At 61.0% G+C, this 15,776-nt stretch carries 15 protein-coding genes and 1 pseudogene; 13 read left to right on the top strand and 3 right to left on the bottom strand.

Going from position 1 to position 15,776, the window contains the following annotated elements; translation table 11 throughout:
- Both ACE04I_RS14230 and ACE04I_RS14235 read left to right on the top strand, forming a co-directional pair.
- Window positions 1-900 (top strand): tyrosine-type recombinase/integrase (locus tag ACE04I_RS14230; protein WP_487207224.1); only part of this gene is annotated, 900 nt, incomplete at its 5' end.
- Window positions 901-941: 41 nt separating this feature from the next.
- Entirely contained in the window at window positions 942-1,973 is a 1,032-nt protein-coding gene (locus tag ACE04I_RS14235) for a porin (RefSeq protein ID WP_046792945.1), read from the top strand.
- 208 nt (window positions 1,974-2,181) lie between these two features.
- Here ACE04I_RS14235 and ACE04I_RS14240 read toward each other — a convergent pair whose 3' ends face one another.
- The gene (locus ACE04I_RS14240; RefSeq protein WP_046793052.1) at window positions 2,182-4,242 is read right to left on the bottom strand and encodes a lytic transglycosylase domain-containing protein; all 2,061 of its coding nucleotides are present in this window, start codon (window positions 4,240-4,242) and stop codon (window positions 2,182-2,184) included.
- Between the two features lie 232 nt (window positions 4,243-4,474).
- On the opposite strand from ACE04I_RS14240, the pseudogene dapA reads away from it, so the two are divergent.
- The 4 genes and pseudogenes from dapA to ACE04I_RS14260 all read left to right on the top strand — a co-directional run bounded on the left by dapA (window position 4,475) and on the right by ACE04I_RS14260 (window position 7,293).
- Window positions 4,475-5,359, top strand: a pseudogene (gene dapA, locus ACE04I_RS14245) (4-hydroxy-tetrahydrodipicolinate synthase).
- 128 nt (window positions 5,360-5,487) lie between these two features.
- Window positions 5,488-5,964, top strand: coding sequence for an SsrA-binding protein SmpB (smpB, locus tag ACE04I_RS14250; RefSeq protein ID WP_046792943.1), 477 nt, complete (start codon window positions 5,488-5,490; stop codon window positions 5,962-5,964).
- 103 nt (window positions 5,965-6,067) lie between these two features.
- Entirely contained in the window at window positions 6,068-6,352 is a 285-nt protein-coding gene (locus ACE04I_RS14255; protein ID WP_046792942.1) for a hypothetical protein, read from the top strand.
- Window positions 6,349-7,293: a lysylphosphatidylglycerol synthase transmembrane domain-containing protein gene (locus tag ACE04I_RS14260; RefSeq protein WP_046792941.1), complete on the top strand. Its 945-nt coding sequence runs from the start codon at window positions 6,349-6,351 to the stop codon at window positions 7,291-7,293. Before ACE04I_RS14255 ends, ACE04I_RS14260 begins: the two co-directional genes overlap by 4 nt.
- On the opposite strand, the gene ACE04I_RS14265 is transcribed toward ACE04I_RS14260, so the two are convergent.
- Together ACE04I_RS14265 and ACE04I_RS14270 are read right to left on the bottom strand one after the other, a co-directional pair.
- A complete protein-coding gene (locus tag ACE04I_RS14265) occupies window positions 7,285-8,379 on the bottom strand; it encodes a bifunctional transcriptional activator/DNA repair enzyme AdaA (protein WP_046792940.1) in 1,095 nt (364 codons plus the stop codon). The genes ACE04I_RS14260 and ACE04I_RS14265 overlap by 9 nt on opposite strands.
- Window positions 8,380-8,444: 65 nt before the next feature.
- Window positions 8,445-9,020 (bottom strand): LabA-like NYN domain-containing protein, encoded by a 576-nt coding sequence (locus tag ACE04I_RS14270; RefSeq protein WP_046792939.1) that lies wholly within the window; start codon window positions 9,018-9,020, stop codon window positions 8,445-8,447.
- 278 nt (window positions 9,021-9,298) lie between these two features.
- Between ACE04I_RS14270 and rpoZ the strand changes: the two genes are divergently transcribed.
- The 7 genes from rpoZ (at window position 9,299) to era (ending at window position 15,597) form a co-directional block, all read left to right on the top strand.
- Complete coding sequence (rpoZ, locus tag ACE04I_RS14275; protein ID WP_046792938.1) at window positions 9,299-9,712, top strand: DNA-directed RNA polymerase subunit omega; 414 nt, start codon at window positions 9,299-9,301, stop codon at window positions 9,710-9,712.
- 134 nt (window positions 9,713-9,846) lie between these two features.
- Window positions 9,847-12,063 carry a RelA/SpoT family protein gene (locus ACE04I_RS14280; protein ID WP_487207225.1) on the top strand — a complete coding sequence of 739 codons (2,217 nt, stop codon included), beginning with the start codon at window positions 9,847-9,849 and terminating at the stop codon, window positions 12,061-12,063.
- A 141-nt stretch (window positions 12,064-12,204) separates the two neighbouring features.
- Window positions 12,205-12,357 (top strand): DUF3563 family protein, encoded by a 153-nt coding sequence (locus ACE04I_RS14285; protein WP_082118229.1) that lies wholly within the window; start codon window positions 12,205-12,207, stop codon window positions 12,355-12,357.
- 323 nt (window positions 12,358-12,680) lie between these two features.
- Entirely contained in the window at window positions 12,681-13,079 is a 399-nt protein-coding gene (gene acpS, locus ACE04I_RS14290; protein ID WP_046792936.1) for a holo-ACP synthase, read from the top strand.
- Window positions 13,080-13,186: 107 nt separating this feature from the next.
- Window positions 13,187-13,933, top strand: coding sequence for a signal peptidase I (gene lepB / locus ACE04I_RS14295; protein ID WP_487207226.1), 747 nt, complete (start codon window positions 13,187-13,189; stop codon window positions 13,931-13,933).
- Complete coding sequence (gene rnc / locus ACE04I_RS14300; protein ID WP_046792934.1) at window positions 13,930-14,649, top strand: ribonuclease III; 720 nt, start codon at window positions 13,930-13,932, stop codon at window positions 14,647-14,649. Before lepB ends, rnc begins: the two co-directional genes overlap by 4 nt.
- 9 nt (window positions 14,650-14,658) lie before the next feature.
- On the top strand, window positions 14,659-15,597 hold the full coding sequence (gene era / locus ACE04I_RS14305) for a GTPase Era (RefSeq protein WP_046792933.1): 939 nt from the start codon (window positions 14,659-14,661) through the stop codon (window positions 15,595-15,597).
- Window positions 15,598-15,776: the final 179 nt, after the last annotated feature.

The raw sequence follows: 15,776 nt of genomic DNA on the forward strand, positions 1-15,776 counted from the left end.
GGCGACTTCAGCACGTTCAAGCTAGCATATTCGGTTAACTTCCAATTCAATCAAGGCGGCCCATTCAAGGCTGTCAAAAGCATTAGTCTCTCCGAATTGTTCCAGAAGTATGGAGACATACTCTGGGAGGTTGGAAGCCATCGAAACAATGTCGCAGCCTTCATCGCTGAACTGGACGACATTTTGCTCGGGGCAACGTTCACTACTTTTTCTCAAGAGATGGTGGACGGCCTGATCGGCGAACTGCGCAAACGGAGCAACAGCAACGCAACCATCAACCGAAAGATGGCAGCGTTAAGCAAGTTGCTGCGGAAAGCGTTCAAGATGGGCGACCTACATAGCCTACCCGAGTTCAAGCGGCAAAAGGAACGAGCGGGGCGGATCCGTTTCCTCGAAACAGACGAGGAAAAGCGCTTGTTCTCGGCCATTGCTTCAAAGGATGAGCACTATCATGCCCTGTGCGTGTTCCTTGTCGACACCGGGGCGCGCCTGGGCGAAGCAATAGGTCTGAGGTGGAATGACATCCATGAACGGCGGGTCACCTTCTGGATTACAAAATCGGGCAAAAGCAGAACGATCCCACTTACGCCCCGCGCGTTAGACGCAGTTACTGCTCAAAAAGGCCGTCCCGAAGGCCCTTTCGTTGCTATCGATCAGCAGCGATTCCGTTACATTTGGAATAGCGCAAAAGATCAGGTTGGCATGGGCATTGATCGAGATATCGTGCCACATGTTCTTCGCCACACCTGTGCTTCACGTCTGGTGCGGGGAGGAGTTGACATCAGGCGTGTACAAATGTGGCTTGGCCACCAAACATTGCAGATGACAATGCGCTATGCGCATTTGGCCTCGCACGACCTCGATGTTTGTGTGCCTATCCTCGAGCGAGCTTCAGGCTAAGAACGAGCCCTTCCTCCCGTCGATTTTGACTGGAGGTCAAAATGAACATCAAGAGCCTTCTTCTCGGCTCCGCTGCTGCTCTCGCAGCAGTATCCGGCGCCCAGGCGGCTGACGCTATCGTCGCTGCCGAGCCCGAGCCGATGGAATACGTTCGCGTCTGCGACGCGTTCGGCGAGGGGTACTTCTACATCCCTGGCACCGAAACCTGCCTCAAGGTCGGTGGTTACGTCCGCTTCCAGGTCGATTACGGCCGTGGCGCCAACGGCTTCAACGATGGCGATTGGGATGCGTGGACCCGTGGTCGCGTTGCCTTCACCTCGAAGAGCGACACCGAACTCGGCGAGCTGACCGGCTTCATCGCCATCCATGGCGAATCTTCGCGTGACAACTCCGGTTCGACTGCGGAAGACAACTTCTACTTCGACGAAGTCTACCTGCAGCTCGGCGGCTTCAAGGCCGGTACCTACCTCAGCTGGTGGGATAACGACCTTCCGGGCGAACTGGATTTCCTGAGCAACCAGACGCGCTTTACCTCGATCGCTTACATCTACTCGGGCGACGCGTTCACCGCGGGTCTCCAGGTTGACGAGCTGTCTGACGACTTCGAAAGCAACTCCTTCGTCTACGGCCGTGACGGCAACGATGTCGGCCTCGAAGGCGTTATTCAGGCGACCCTTGGACCGGCAACCCTCGAAGTCCTCGGCTCCTACGATTTCGGCGCCGAAGATGGTGCGGTTCGCGTTTGGGGTTCGGTTGAAGTTGGTCCGGGCACTCTGCACGTAGCCGGCATCTACGCCTCTGGCGCAAACGCCTACTACACTGCCGCAGAAGCCACCGTCTCTGTTGCTTACGCGTTCAAGGCTACCGACAAGCTCGAAATCATCCCTGAGTTCCAGTACTTCTGGGATACTGAAACGGATGCTGATGGCGATTTCGGTGGCGAGAACGACTGGGCAGCCGGCGCGACCGTCAACTACCAGATTGTCGAAGGCCTGACCTCGAAGGTCTCCGTCGGTTATCATGACGTCGCTGACACCTGGTCCGGTATCGTCCGCCTGCAGCGCGACTTCTAATCTGATCTGACGATCGGATAGGAAAGCCCGGCCTTTGAGCCGGGCTTTTTCGTTTTGCCGGAAGCCGTTTTGCTGTCAGTCGCTCGCGCAATGCCAGTCGCGCAAAAGCCTGCAGCGGTTTGGTTCTGCAAGAATTATATTCATCAAAACAAAGATTTAGGGCAGTGAATGCGCAGTTGTGCATGGTCTGCGCGGTCAGTGATGAAAGTTACTGCCGGCCGAATCTCAGGTCGGATTCGATCTCGGCCTGCTGCCCGAGCCGCGTCTTGTAGACCTCGTAATTCTCCATCACCCGCTGCACGTAATTGCGGGTCTCCGGGAAAGGTATGCGCTCGATCCAGTCGATCACCTCGTCGAGCGGCTTCCCGCGTGGATCGCCGTAGCGCGCCACCCATTCCCGCACACGGCGTGGGCCGGCATTATAGGCGATGAAGGTGAGGATATAGGAGCCGCCGAATGTGTCTATCTGCTCCCCGAGATAGTGCGCCCCGAGCGTTGCGTTATAGCCGGCGTCGCTGGTGAGCTTGGCGGGCGCATAGGAAAGGCCGTGGCGCTTGGCCACTCCTTGAGCCGTCCCCGGCAAAAGCTGGAGCAGGCCGCGCGCATTGGCTATGGATACTGCGCCCGAATTGAAGGCGCTTTCCTGCCGCGCGATCGCATAGGCGAGCGCCTTGCCCGATCCGGCGATATCCGCGCCCGCGGGGATGACGCCGATCGGAAAGGCGAGCGCGGCGGCGTCGATGCCGCGCGCGAAGGCGGCCTTGCCCATTTCCAGCGAAAGATTGTGCTTGCCGTCGCGCTCGGCACGGGCGGTCAGGATCGCAAGCTCGCCGGGGCTGTCGATCTCTTCCGCAAGCGCCTTGTAGAGCGCCTCCGCGCGCCTGTCCTGGCCGGCGCTTTCAAGCAGGTCTATCGCCTTGACGGCTTCGCGGCCCTCGAGCCTCTTCTGGTCGTCCGCCGTGGGGGAGGGATAGGCGACGTTGAGGGTCCGGATATCGAGGCGCGCGGCGGCAAGCTGGCCGTAGAAGGTTCCGGGATATCGCGCCGCCTGCGTATAGAATTCCGCGGCCTTGCCTGGGCCGCCGGCCTCCGCCGCCCGGCCGAGCCAATAGAGAGCGCGCGAAGCGGAAAGCGGCCGTTTCGAAGCGTCGAGAATCCGGCGGAAATGCTTCTCCGCCGTTGCCGGGTCATCAAGCGCTCTCAGCGCATACCAGCCGGCATGGAACTCCGCATCGGCGATGTCCGCGGGCAGCGTGGCGGCATGGTTGGAGACGATCCGGTAGGCTTCCTTGAAATCGCCCTCGTCGGCAAGGCCGCGTGCGATGATGCGACGCTCGTTCCACCATTCGGTGGTGTTGATGAGGCGGGAAGCTTCGCGGGGGGCCTTGTCCAGCAACGCGGCGGCTTCGCGGTACTTGTTCTGCCGGCGCAGAAGTTCAATGCGGACGAAGAGATAGGCCGGGTCGTTCGCCCAGGATGGATCGGCGGCCTTGACCAGGGCTTCGGCATTCTTGGCATTGCCGATCATCGCGCTCCAGGCCTTGTGGAAGGATTGCGCTTTGCTGAGGTCTGCAAAGCGCTTCGCCTGGGCGGCCCGGCTGCGATAGAGCAGGTAGGCCATGCGCGTCTTGTGATCGGCGGGCGTCAGCAGGGATGAAAACTCCTCGAGGATATTGTCCTCGGTGGGCGTATCCAGCGTCTTGGAGCTCCAGATCGAGCGAAGCGTTGCCGCCGCCTCAGCCGTGCTGCCCGTCGCGACCAAAGCGCGGGAGAGAATGATCGCGCCTTCCACGGTCTCGGGCTTGGTCTTGCCGAAGGCGGCAAGCACCTGTTTCGGCGTCGGGTTCTCCCAATAGAGAGCCCGCTCGGAATGGGCGCGCAGGGATTTCAGCCCCGGCCAGCCCGCAAGCTCACGCTGGGCTGCGGCGATCTCATAGGAAGGCACGCCGGGAAGGCCCGATGTCGCGATCGCCCAGGTGAGAATATGGTGGTCGAGCGAGCCCTTCGTCATCCGGTCGCGGATTTCGCGGGCCGATGCGGCATCACCGTTGGAAACGGCATCCAGCCCGGCCTTCAGTTCCGCTGCCGGCACAATGCCGTCAGCACGGGGAATGGCTCCGGTTACATCCGGAAACGGCATGGCGGCGGGCAGAGGATTGTCCGGACGAACGTAAGGAAGCGGAACGGTGCCTTCGGAAGGGGGCGCGGCAAGCGGCAGTCCCGGCAGGCCGAGCCCGAAGGCCGAGAAGAGCAGGGCAGCCTTGTTCATCCGGTAGCTCGCGACAACGATTTCCCCCTCGATGGACAATTCATATTAGCCAACACGCGGATTAATGAAACCTTTCCGGACCTCACGAAAATGCGCGTTCTCCCATCGGTGGGATTGCGTTGAAAATCCCGCGTGTCTCCGCTTGTCGCCGCTTTCCCGCCGCTCTATGGTGCCCACCTTTAATCATGGATTGCGGCCGAAGAATGGATGGCCGGCCAGTGGGAGTCTACGCATGTTCAAGGGATCTATGCCCGCCCTCGTCACCCCCTTCACCGCCGATGGAGCGGTGGATGAGCAGGCTTTTGCCGACCATGTGGAGTGGCAGATAAGGGAAGGCAGCCACGGCCTCGTGCCGGTCGGCACTACCGGGGAATCGCCCACCCTTTCCCATGCGGAGCACAAACGCGTCGTCGAGATCTGCGTGCAGACCGCGGATAAGCGCGTACCGGTCATCGCCGGCGCCGGTTCCAATAACACCCGCGAGGCGATCGAGCTTGCCCAGCACGCCGAAATGGTCGGCGCCGACGCCCTGCTGGTCGTCACGCCTTACTATAACAAGCCGACACAGAAGGGGCTTTACGCCCACTATTCGGCAATTGCGGAAGCCGTGAACCTGCCGATCATCATCTATAACATCCCCGGCCGCTCCGTCATCGACATGACGCCCGAGACGATGGGAGCGCTCGCGAAGGCGCACAGGAATATCGCCGGCGTCAAGGATGCCACCGGCAAGATCGAGCGCGTCTCCGAGCAGCGCATCACCTGCGGCAAGAATTTCGTCCAGCTTTCGGGCGAGGATGCGACCGCGCTCGGGTTCAACGCGCATGGCGGCGTTGGCTGCATTTCGGTGACGGCCAATGTCGCGCCGCGTCTTTGCGCCGAGTTCCAGAAGGCGACGCTCGCCGGCGACTACGCAATGGCGCTGTAATATCACGACCGGCTGATGCCGCTGCACAAGGCGATCTTCCTGGAGCCGGGCCTTTGCGGCGCAAAATACGGGCTGTTCAGGACGCGCGGCATGAACCGCACGGTGCGTTCGCCGCTGCTCTCCACCCTGGAGCCGGCGACCGAAGCGGCAATCGACGCAGCACTCCGCCACGCGGGGCTGCTGAACTGAGGCGGCATGGCCGCCGCTCTTGCTTCCCTTTGCGGCGCCCGCACATTACATATGGATGACAGAACCCCGTCCGTCGCCCGCGGACGGGGAACAATCCTTCATCAAAGGGCAGGACGGACTTCTTCACCATGGCACCCAAAGGCAGCCAGCGCACGGTCAACAAGATTGTCGCGGAAAACCGCAAGGCCCGCTTCAATTATGAGATCCTTGATACTTACGAGGCCGGCCTCGTCCTGACGGGGACGGAGGTGAAGTCGCTGCGCGAAGGCAAGGCCAATATCGCGGAATCCTACGCTTCGGACGAGGGCGAGGAAATCTGGCTGATCAATTCGCATCTGCCGGAGTACCTGCAGGCGAACCGCTTCAATCACGAGCCGCGCCGCCGCCGCAAGCTGCTGCTCAGCAAGCGCGAGATCAACCGGCTGCGCGCGGGCATCAATCGTGAAGGCATGACGCTCGTGCCGTTGAAGATTTATTTCAACGAGAAGGGCCGCGCCAAGCTCGAGCTCGCGCTGGCGAAGGGCAAGAAGCTGCACGACAAGCGCGAGACGGAGAAGGAGCGCGACTGGAACCGCCAGAAGTCCAGGCTTTTGAAGGACAACTGACCTCCAGTTCGGCGCCCGCATCGTGCCGCTGACAGGCGCGCGGCCGTGAACCTTTCCCGTGTCTCCTCGTTGAAGGAGGATCGGGAATTGCGCGAGGTCCGCCATGACCTATGCCGAGATCATCAAGAAAGCCATCGACGGCCGCAAGGTGGTCGAGCTGCGCTACAAGGACGTGCCGAGAAAGGTGCGGCCGCATATCCTCGGTTTCGTGGGCACCGGCCAACTGGCCCTCAGCGGCTGGCAGACCTCCGGAACGGGCGCCGGCTGGCGGCTTTTCCACGTTGCCGATATCGCCGATCTTTCGGCGACGAACGTGAGCTTTCTCAAAGCCGCGCCCGGCTATAACCCGGACGACCCGGCATTTTACCGCATCATCGACCGCATATGACGAAACGAAAAGCCATCCTGACATATGCCACGGTTGTCTTCGGCATCGCGATAGCGGTCTATCTTCTCTATCATACGTTTCGGGAATATTCGGTTGCCGATATCGTCCAGTCCGTGCAGGCAATCCCGACATCCAACATGCTGACGGCGCTCGGTTTTTCCGCCGCCTCCTATCTCTGCCTGACGGGCTTCGACTGGACCGGCGTGCGTTATGTCGGCAATCGCCTTGCCTATCCGAAGATCGCGCTCGCCTCCTTCCTGTCGCTGTCGATCGGCCAGAGCGTCGGCCTTGCGGGCCTGAGCAGCGGCGCGCTTCGATACCGCTACTATGCCCATTGGGGCATGAGCGCCGAGGAGGTGACGAAGATCGTGCTGCTTTCCGGCGTCACGGTTGGGCTCGGCATGGCCGTTCTCTCCGGCGTGGTTCTGATCCTCAATCCGGCCGATGCCGCCAAGGTCCTTCGCCTGCGGGAAGGCGCGATCCTGGGAATAGGGGCGGCCAGCCTGCTTGCCGTCGTAGGATATCTCGCGCTCGCGGCCTTCGTCCGCGCGCCGCTGAAAATCCGCAAATGGACGTTCCGCATGCCGACGCTGCGGATTGCCATCGCCCAAACGGTCATCGGAGCGGTGAATTTCGCCCTAGTCTCGGCCTGTCTGAGGGAGGTCATGGCGGCGACCGCCGATGTGAGCTACCTGAAGGCGGCGACGGCTTTCGTGCTCGCCAATCTCGCGATCCTCATCACCCACGCGCCGGGTGGGCTCGGCGTGCTTGAAGCGACCGTGCGGCATGTCATGGGCGAGGATGCGTCCATCGGCTCGCTCGTCGCCTTCCGCGTCATCTATTTCTTCATCCCGCTCGCCATCGGCCTGCCGCTCTCGCTGATCGTCGAGGCCATCTTCCGAGCACGCAAGGCGAAACTGGCGGATGTGGAATCAGCCTGATGCGGCAAGTTTCTCGGGTTCGCTTCGTTCTGCCCGTGCCGCCATGCGCCTCTCGTGTTCGAGCAGCCAGCGCTTGCGCCATAGGCCGCCACCATAGCCGGTGAGGCTTCCGTCGGCGCCGAGCACCCGATGGCAGGGAATGACGATAGCGATCTGGTTGGCGCCGTTGGCGCCCGCCACCGCACGGGTGGAGGAGGGGGCGTCAAGTTCCATTGCGAGTGCGCCATAGGTTCTCATGCCGCCTGTCGGGATCGCGCGAAGCGCTTCCCAGACCCGGCGCTGAAAAGGCGATCCGTGGCCCGCAAGCCGCGTTTGGAAGCCTCGGTCCTCGCCGTTGAAATAGGCGGTGAGCTCGGCCTCGATCTGGTCGATCGGCGGATGCCTTCCCATGGCGATCCCGCTGCCGGTATAACGCTGCAGCTTTCGGATTTCCGCCGGAAGCGCCTTCCGCTCGGCGAATTCGAGCAGATGCAGCGCGTGGCTGTCGGCGATCGCCATCATCGGACCGATCGGGGTCTCGATCCAGTCGGCTCTCAGCAGCGTCTTGTCGCGCAGATTGGCGGGAGCTGCGCCGAACAGCTTAGTGATGGCGCTGCGAAAACCGCTGCCGGAGGAATAGCCCGCGTCGAGCTGCGTATCGATGACGCTTTCGCCGGAGGCCAGCATCTCCGCGGCCTTTCCCATCCGTCGCAGCCTGGCGATTTCCAGGAAACTCATGCCGAACTGCCGCTTGAAGGCCCGTCTTGCGGTGGAGGGATCGATGCCGAGCGCGCCGATATCATCCTCGCTCCAGCGCCGTTCCGGTTCTGCGTCGAGCGCCTGCAGCAGCTTCGACACGACGGGGTCGACCCCGCCCAGTTTCAGCATCGGCTTGCAGCGGATGCAGGGGCGGAAACCCGCCTCCAGGCATTCGGCTATCGTGCCGTAGAAAGCGGTGTTTTCCCGCTTCGGCTTTCGGGCCGGGCAGGTGAGGCGGCAGAATATGCCGGTGGTCCTCACCGCCGCATAGGCAAAACCTTCATAGGCCGGATCGCGTGCGATCAGCGCTTCGTAAAGGAGATCATCGTTGGGGCGTTCGAAAAGCATGCAAGTCTTTTAGCGCGATCCCGAACGGGATGCCGCCGAAAAACAGGCGTGGATTCTCGAAATATTCAGACGTCCGCCGGCTCCACCGGTTCGGCCGGGCGCGCCGGGCGTTCCGAGGGATCCCGTCCGATTTCCGGCTTCAGCACCATCAGGTCGATGAAATGATCGGCCTGCCGGCGCAGATCGTCGGCGATCATCGGCGGCTGGGTCTGCATCGTGGAGACCACGGAAACCTTGCGGCCCTTGCGCTGCAGCGCCTCGACCAGCGTGGTGAAATCGCCGTCGCCCGAAAACAGCACGAGGTGATCCACCGTTTCGGACTGCTCCATGGCATCGATCGCAAGTTCGATGTCCATATTGCCCTTGATCTTGCGGCGGCCCATGGAATCCGTGAATTCCTTGGCCGGTTTGGTGACGACCTTGTAGCCGTTGTAGTCGAGCCAATCGATAAGCGGGCGGATGGAGGAGTATTCCTGATCCTCGATCAGAGCCGTGTAATAGTAGGCGCGCAGAAGATAGCCGCGCTTCTGGAACGCTTTCAGAAGCTTCCTGTAGTCGATATCGAAGCCCAGGCTTTTCGAAGCGGCGTAAAGATTGGCGCCGTCAATGAAGAGCGCGATCTTCTCTCTTGGATCAAACATATGGTTTCCATCCCCTTTTATTTTATATGCCGGCAAAACGATAAGTTGATCTTCTGCCGGAAGAATAATCCGTTACATTAAGAACTATTCATATATCAGTCATTTATGGCAGGATTCGCGATATTCCAAGCATCTTTGGGTTGAATAGCGGACTATACTCTTCGTGGCGCGAGGTGCGGGGATGCAAAAGGATTCTGCAGGAAAAACTTGAATTTGCCACGCGTTCCCTGTATCGGGCGTATCAATTCCGCAGAATTACCGATCGTAAAGGACAGGCAATGGCCCGTGTCACCGTAGAAGATTGCATTGATAAAGTCGACAACCGGTTTGAGCTGGTACTGCTCGCCAGCCATCGCGCGCGGCAGATTTCGCAGGGCGCCGGCATCACGATCGACCGCGACAACGACAAGAACCCGGTCGTTGCGCTGCGCGAGATCGCCGACGAGACGCTTTCGCCCGACGACCTGAAGGAAGACCTGATCCACTCGCTGCAGAAGCATGTGGAAGTGGACGAGCCCGAGCCCGATCCGGCTTCGCTGATCTCTGCCGGCGCCGGCGCTGTCGCCGGTGCGGACCGCAGCGAAGAGGAAGAGGACCTGCCGGAAACCGTCACTTTCGACCAGATGTCGGAAGAAGAGCTGCTTGCCGGCATCGAAGGCCTCGTGCCGCCGGAAAAGAGCGACGACTACTAAGCAGGATAGCATGGGCGATTACCAATCGTTCATCCTATAGCCGTAATCTGATTGTCTGCATTATGATGGCTGCGCCAGTCTGACGATTGGCGCGCCATTTCTTTTTCAGAAAGTAATTAGGGACCTATTTCGGGATGATGCGGCAGTATGAGCTCGTGGAGCGGGTGCAGAAGTACAAGCCCGAAGCCAACGAAGCTCTTTTGAACAAGGCTTATGTCTACGCCATGCAGAAGCATGGCCAGCAGAAGCGTGCCAGCGGCGATCCCTATATTTCCCACCCGCTCGAAGTGGCGGCGATCCTCACCGACATGCATCTCGACGAGTCGACCATCGCGGTGGCTCTGCTGCACGATACCATCGAGGATACCACGGCGACGCGGGCCGAGATCGATGAACTGTTCGGCGACGATATCGGTCGATTGGTCGAGGGGCTCACCAAGCTCAAGCGCCTCGACCTGGTGACCAAGAAGGCCAAGCAGGCCGAAAACCTCCGCAAGCTCCTGCTGGCGATCTCCGACGACGTGCGCGTGCTGCTGGTGAAGCTCGCCGATCGGCTGCACAACATGCGCACGCTGGAGCACATGTCGCAGGAAAAGCGCGCCCGCATCTCCGAGGAGACCATGGATATCTATGCGCCGCTCGCCGGCCGCATGGGTATGCAGGACATGCGCGACGAGCTGGAGGACCTGTCCTTCCGCTACATGAACCCGGAAGCCTACGAGACCGTCACCAAACGCCTTGCCGAGCTTTCGGCCCGCAACGAAGGTCTCATTGCCAAGATCGAGGACGAGCTGCAGGACCTGCTGGTCGCCAACGGCCTTATCGACGCAGTGGTGAAGGGGCGGCAGAAGAAGCCGTATTCCGTATTCCGCAAGATGCAGTCGAAGTCGCTCTCCTTCGAGCAGCTTTCCGATGTCTACGGCTTCCGCATCGTCGTGGGAGATATTCCCTCCTGCTACCGGGCGCTCGGCATCGTTCATACCCGCTGGCGTGTCGTGCCCGGGCGTTTCAAGGACTATATCTCCACGCCCAAGCAGAACGATTACCGCTCCATTCATACCACGATCGTCGGCCCCTCGCGCCAGCGCATCGAGCTGCAGATCCGCACCAGGCGCATGCATGAGATCGCCGAATACGGCATCGCGGCCCATGCGCTCTACAAGGACGGGGAGGGCGGCGACGGCGAACTTCTTTCAAAGGAATCCAACGCCTATTCCTGGCTGCGCCACACCATCGAAGCTCTTGCGGAGGGCGACAATCCGGAGGAATTCCTCGAGCATACCAAGCTCGAACTCTTTCAGGACCAGGTCTTCTGCTTCACCCCCAAGGGCAAGCTGATCGCCCTTCCGCGCGGTGCGACGCCGATCGATTTCGCCTATGCGGTCCACACCAATATCGGCGATACGACGGTGGGCGCGAAGATCAACGGTCGCATCATGCCGCTGGTCACGCGCCTCAACAACGGCGACGAGGTGGAGATCATCCGCTCCGGCGTGCAGGTGCCGCCGGCCGCCTGGGAAGAGATCGTGGTGACCGGCAAGGCCCGCGCGGCGATCCGCCGGGCAACCCGCATGGCGATCCGGAAGCAATATGCCGGCCTCGGCCACCGTATTCTGGAGCGGACCTTCGAGCGCGCCGGAAAGGTCTTCTCGCGTGACGTCCTGAAGCCCGCGCTGCACCGGCTGGGACAGAAGGATGTCGAGGACGCGATCGCGTCGGTCGGGCGCGGCGAGCTTTCCTCGCTCGATGTTCTGCGTGCCGTATTCCCGGACTACAAGGACGAGCGCGTGACGGTGAAGCCGGCCGACGAGGGCTGGTTCAACATGCGCAGCGCCTCCGGCATGATCTTCAAGATTCCGGACCGCCGCAAGGAAGGTGCGGAAGAAGAGGAGGCCGGGCCCGATCCGCTGCCCATTCGCGGCCTGTCCGGCAATATGGAGGTCCATTTCGCACCGAGCGGTGCGGTCCCGGGAGATCGGATCATCGGCATCATGGAAAAGGACAAGGGGATCACCATCTATCCCATCCAGGCTCCGGCCTTGCAGCATTTTGATGATCAGCCGGAGCGCTGGATCGACGTGCGCTGGGATCTCGACGAGGCCAACAAGTCACGCTTCATGGCGCGCCTGGTCATCAACGCCCTGAACGAGCCCGGCACGCTCGCGACCGTTGCGCAGGCGGTGGCGCGGCTTGATATCAACATCCGCTCGCTCGACATGGGCCGGGTTGCCACGGATTTCTCCGAGATGACCATCGATGTCGAGGTATGGGATCTGCGCCAGTTGAACCAGCTTCTCATTCAATTGAAGGAGCTGGACTGCATATCCACCGTCAAGCGGGTCTATGATTGACGGCGTCTGCCCAAAAATGAGCCTTCTCTTTTCTCCGCCATGCTTCCAGCGCAAGGCAGACTAGCTTCCGCGGCGCTGGTGGATCGGCTTCGGTGGGCCTATATTATTGCGGTGCAATATGAGAGAAAAGAGAGATAGAACATGTTGAAATCCGTACGCAAATTTGCCCGCGCCCTTCGCGCCCCCACCACCGAGGACCGCGAGATCGCTTACCTGAACGGCGCCGTCGATCGCATCGACCTCGAATACCGTCAGCGGCAGATCGACCGTGGCCTGTTCCGCACCTACTACTGATCGTCAGGTCGCTTGAAAAAAGAGCGGCAGCGCATTCGTGCAGCGCCGCCGGCACGGGCTTCGCGGGACATACGCGAGGCCTTTTGTTTTTAGGGGGCTCATGGCCTCCGGCCCTCATCCGCCTTGCCGGGTGGCTTGACCATCCTTTTCCTTCGCGGATCATGACGTGCCCGCGCTGTTGCGGGCTTTCCTCTTCCGTGCGATCACCTATGTCTCTGTCCGGGGGTCGAGACGCCGCTGACGCTTGACTGAGGCGGCAGGAATGGCCAAGTCAGGCGAGCTAATCGCTTTGGTTCAGGCATATTGTCCGGAAAAGGAAGTTCATGATCATCGGATTGGGCAGCGACATCGTCGACATTCGCCGGGTGGAGAAATCGATCGAACGGTTCGGCGAGCGCTTCACCCATCGCTGTTTCACCGATATCGAGCGTGCGAAATCTGATCGCCGCAAGAACCGCGCCGCCTCCTATGCCAAGCGCTTCGCGGCCAAGGAGGCCTGTTCGAAGGCGCTGGGAACCGGCCTGGCGCAAGGCGTTTTCTGGAAGGATATGGGCGTTGTCAACCTGCCCGGCGGCAAGCCCACGATGGTGCTGACCGGCGGCGCGGCCACACGGCTTTCCGGAATGATGCCGGCGGGTCACAAGCCGGTGATCCACATCACGATTACCGACGAATATCCCTATGCGCAGGCCTATGTGCTCATCGAGGCGCTGCCTGCGTAGAGGCGAAGATCGCGCCACGAGGGCCATTGCCCCGGCATTTGGAAGCGTTTAGAGAAAACAGCGATCCCGCCGATAGATGGGCGGCCCGAATTAGAAAGACCCGTTACGTGTCCGAAAAAGTTGAAAAGAAGCAGAACGCCCTTTGGGAAAACATCAAAGTCATCGTTCAGGCGCTTCTGCTGGCAATGGTCATCCGCACCGTCTTCTTCCAGCCTTTCACAATTCCGTCCGGTTCGATGATGCCGACGCTGCTTGTCGGAGACTATATCTTCGTCAACAAGTTCGCCTACGGCTATTCGAAATATTCGCTGCCTTTCTCGCCGGACCTCTTTTCCGGCCGCGTCCTCGAATTCAGTGAGCCCGAGCGTGGAGACGTGATCGTCTTCCGCCTGCCCACCGATCCGAACGTCGATTATATCAAGCGCCTCGTCGGCCTTCCGGGCGACCGGGTCCAGGTGACCGACGGCGTGCTCTATATCAACGGCCAGCCGGTGCCGAAGCAGGTTGACGGCACCTTCACATCCGATTATCGCCTCGATCCGGGCGCCGACGTGCCGGTCTTCCGCGAGACGCTGGACAACGGCGTGACCTACGATACGCTCGACCAGTCGCCCGTCTCGCGCGGCGACAACACCCGCGAGTTCATCGTGCCGGAAGGCCATTATTTCTTCATGGGCGACAACCGCGACAATTCCCTCGATAGCCGTTTCGACGTCGGCTTCGTCCCGGCTGAAAACCTGATCGGCCGCGCCAGCGTCATCTTCTTCTCGATCGGCAACGACACCTCGTTCCGCGAGTTCTGGAAGTGGCCGGCGAACATGAGATGGGAGAGGCTCTTCAAGGTCGTCAGATGATGAAAGCAAAGGCTCTGTCGGAGGAGGAGAGGGCACAGCTCGAGGTGGCCATCGGCCATGAATTCGTTGACAAGCACTGGCTTGACCGGGCTCTCACCCATGCGAGCACCGGCTCCGCCAAGGGCGCGAATTACGAGAGGCTGGAATTCCTGGGCGATCGCGTGCTCGGGCTCTGCGTGGCCGAGCTTCTGTTTCGCACGTTCCGCACGGCGGCCGAAGGCGAGCTTTCGGTTCGCTTGAACCAGCTTGTCAGCGCAGAGAGCTGCGCGGATGTGGCGGATGAATTGCATCTCCACCGGTTCATCCGCACCGGCGCGGATGTCAAGAAGCTTACCGGCAAGCGGATGATGAATGTGCGTGCGGATGTGGTGGAAAGCCTGATCGCCGCGCTCTATCTTGATGGTGGGCTGGAGGCGGCACGCGCCTTCATCCTGCGCTATTGGCAAGCCCGCGCCGCCCGTGCCGATGGCGCGAGGCGCGACGCCAAGACCGAACTGCAGGAATGGGCGCATGCGAAATTCGGCCTGACGCCGTCCTACCGCGTCGATGACCGCTCCGGTCCCGATCATGACCCGCGCTTCACCGTGACGGTGGAAGTGCCGGGCGTGGCGCCGGAAACCGGCATAGACCGGTCCAAAAGAGCCGCCGAACAGGTGGCGGCAACGAGAATGCTCGAACGCGAGGGTGTGTGGCAGAAGCCAGCCGCCTCGGATTGATTGGTTGATATGACGGAAAATGAAAACACTGGCGCCGGCGAGCAGGATACCGCCGGCACGCGCTCCGGCTTCGTGGCGCTGATCGGCGCCACCAATGCCGGCAAGTCGACCCTGGTGAACCAGTTGGTCGGCGCAAAGGTCTCGATCGTCAGCCACAAGGTGCAGACGACGCGGGCGATCGTGCGCGGCATCGCCATCCATGACAATGCCCAGATCGTCTTCATGGATACGCCGGGCATCTTCAAGCCGCGCCGCCGGCTGGACCGCGCCATGGTGACGAGCGCCTGGGGCGGCGCCAAGGATGCCGATCTGATCATGCTCCTGATCGACAGCGAGCGGGGCTTGCGCGGCGACGCCGAGGCGATCCTCGAAGGCCTGAAGGAAGTGCGCCAGCCTAAGATCCTGGCGCTCAACAAGATCGATCGCGTCAGGCACGAAGATCTGTTGAAGCTTGCTGCCGCAGCGAACGAATTCGTCCCCTTCGAGCGCACCTTCATGATTTCTGCGACGACCGGCTCCGGTTGCAAGGACCTGATGGATTATCTCGCCAGGACCATGCCGGAAGGCCCCTGGTATTATCCGGAAGACCAGATCTCCGATTTGCCGATGCGCCAGCTCGCCGCCGAGATCACGCGCGAAAAACTGTTCCTGCGCCTGCATCAGGAGCTTCCCTATTCCTCCCATGTGGAAACGGAGAAATGGGAAGAGCGCAAGGACGGCTCGGTACGTATCGAGCAGGTCATCTATGTGGAGCGCGACAGCCAGAAGAAGATCGCGCTCGGCAAGGGCGGCGAGGCGATCAAGGCGATCTCCACCGCTTCCCGCAAGGAGCTGTCGGAAATCCTCGAACAGCCGGTGCACCTCTTCCTGTTCGTCAAGGTGCGCGAGAACTGGGGCGACGATCCGGAGCGCTTCCGCGAGATGGGGCTCGAGTTTCCGAAGGGGTGAGGAGCGATACCGCGAAGCGGCAGCAATCGATCCAGTGAATCGATTGCAGCGACGAACGCCGGGAGCTTAAGCGACGGGCCGGGAAGATTGCCCCTCGCGCTGGCTTCTAAGCTTTGCTGAGATTGGTGGAAGACGGTGCGGCAGGGAAACACCTCCCCCTTGAGGGGGAGGTCGCCGCG

The organism is Rhizobium moroccans (genome assembly GCF_057559155.1).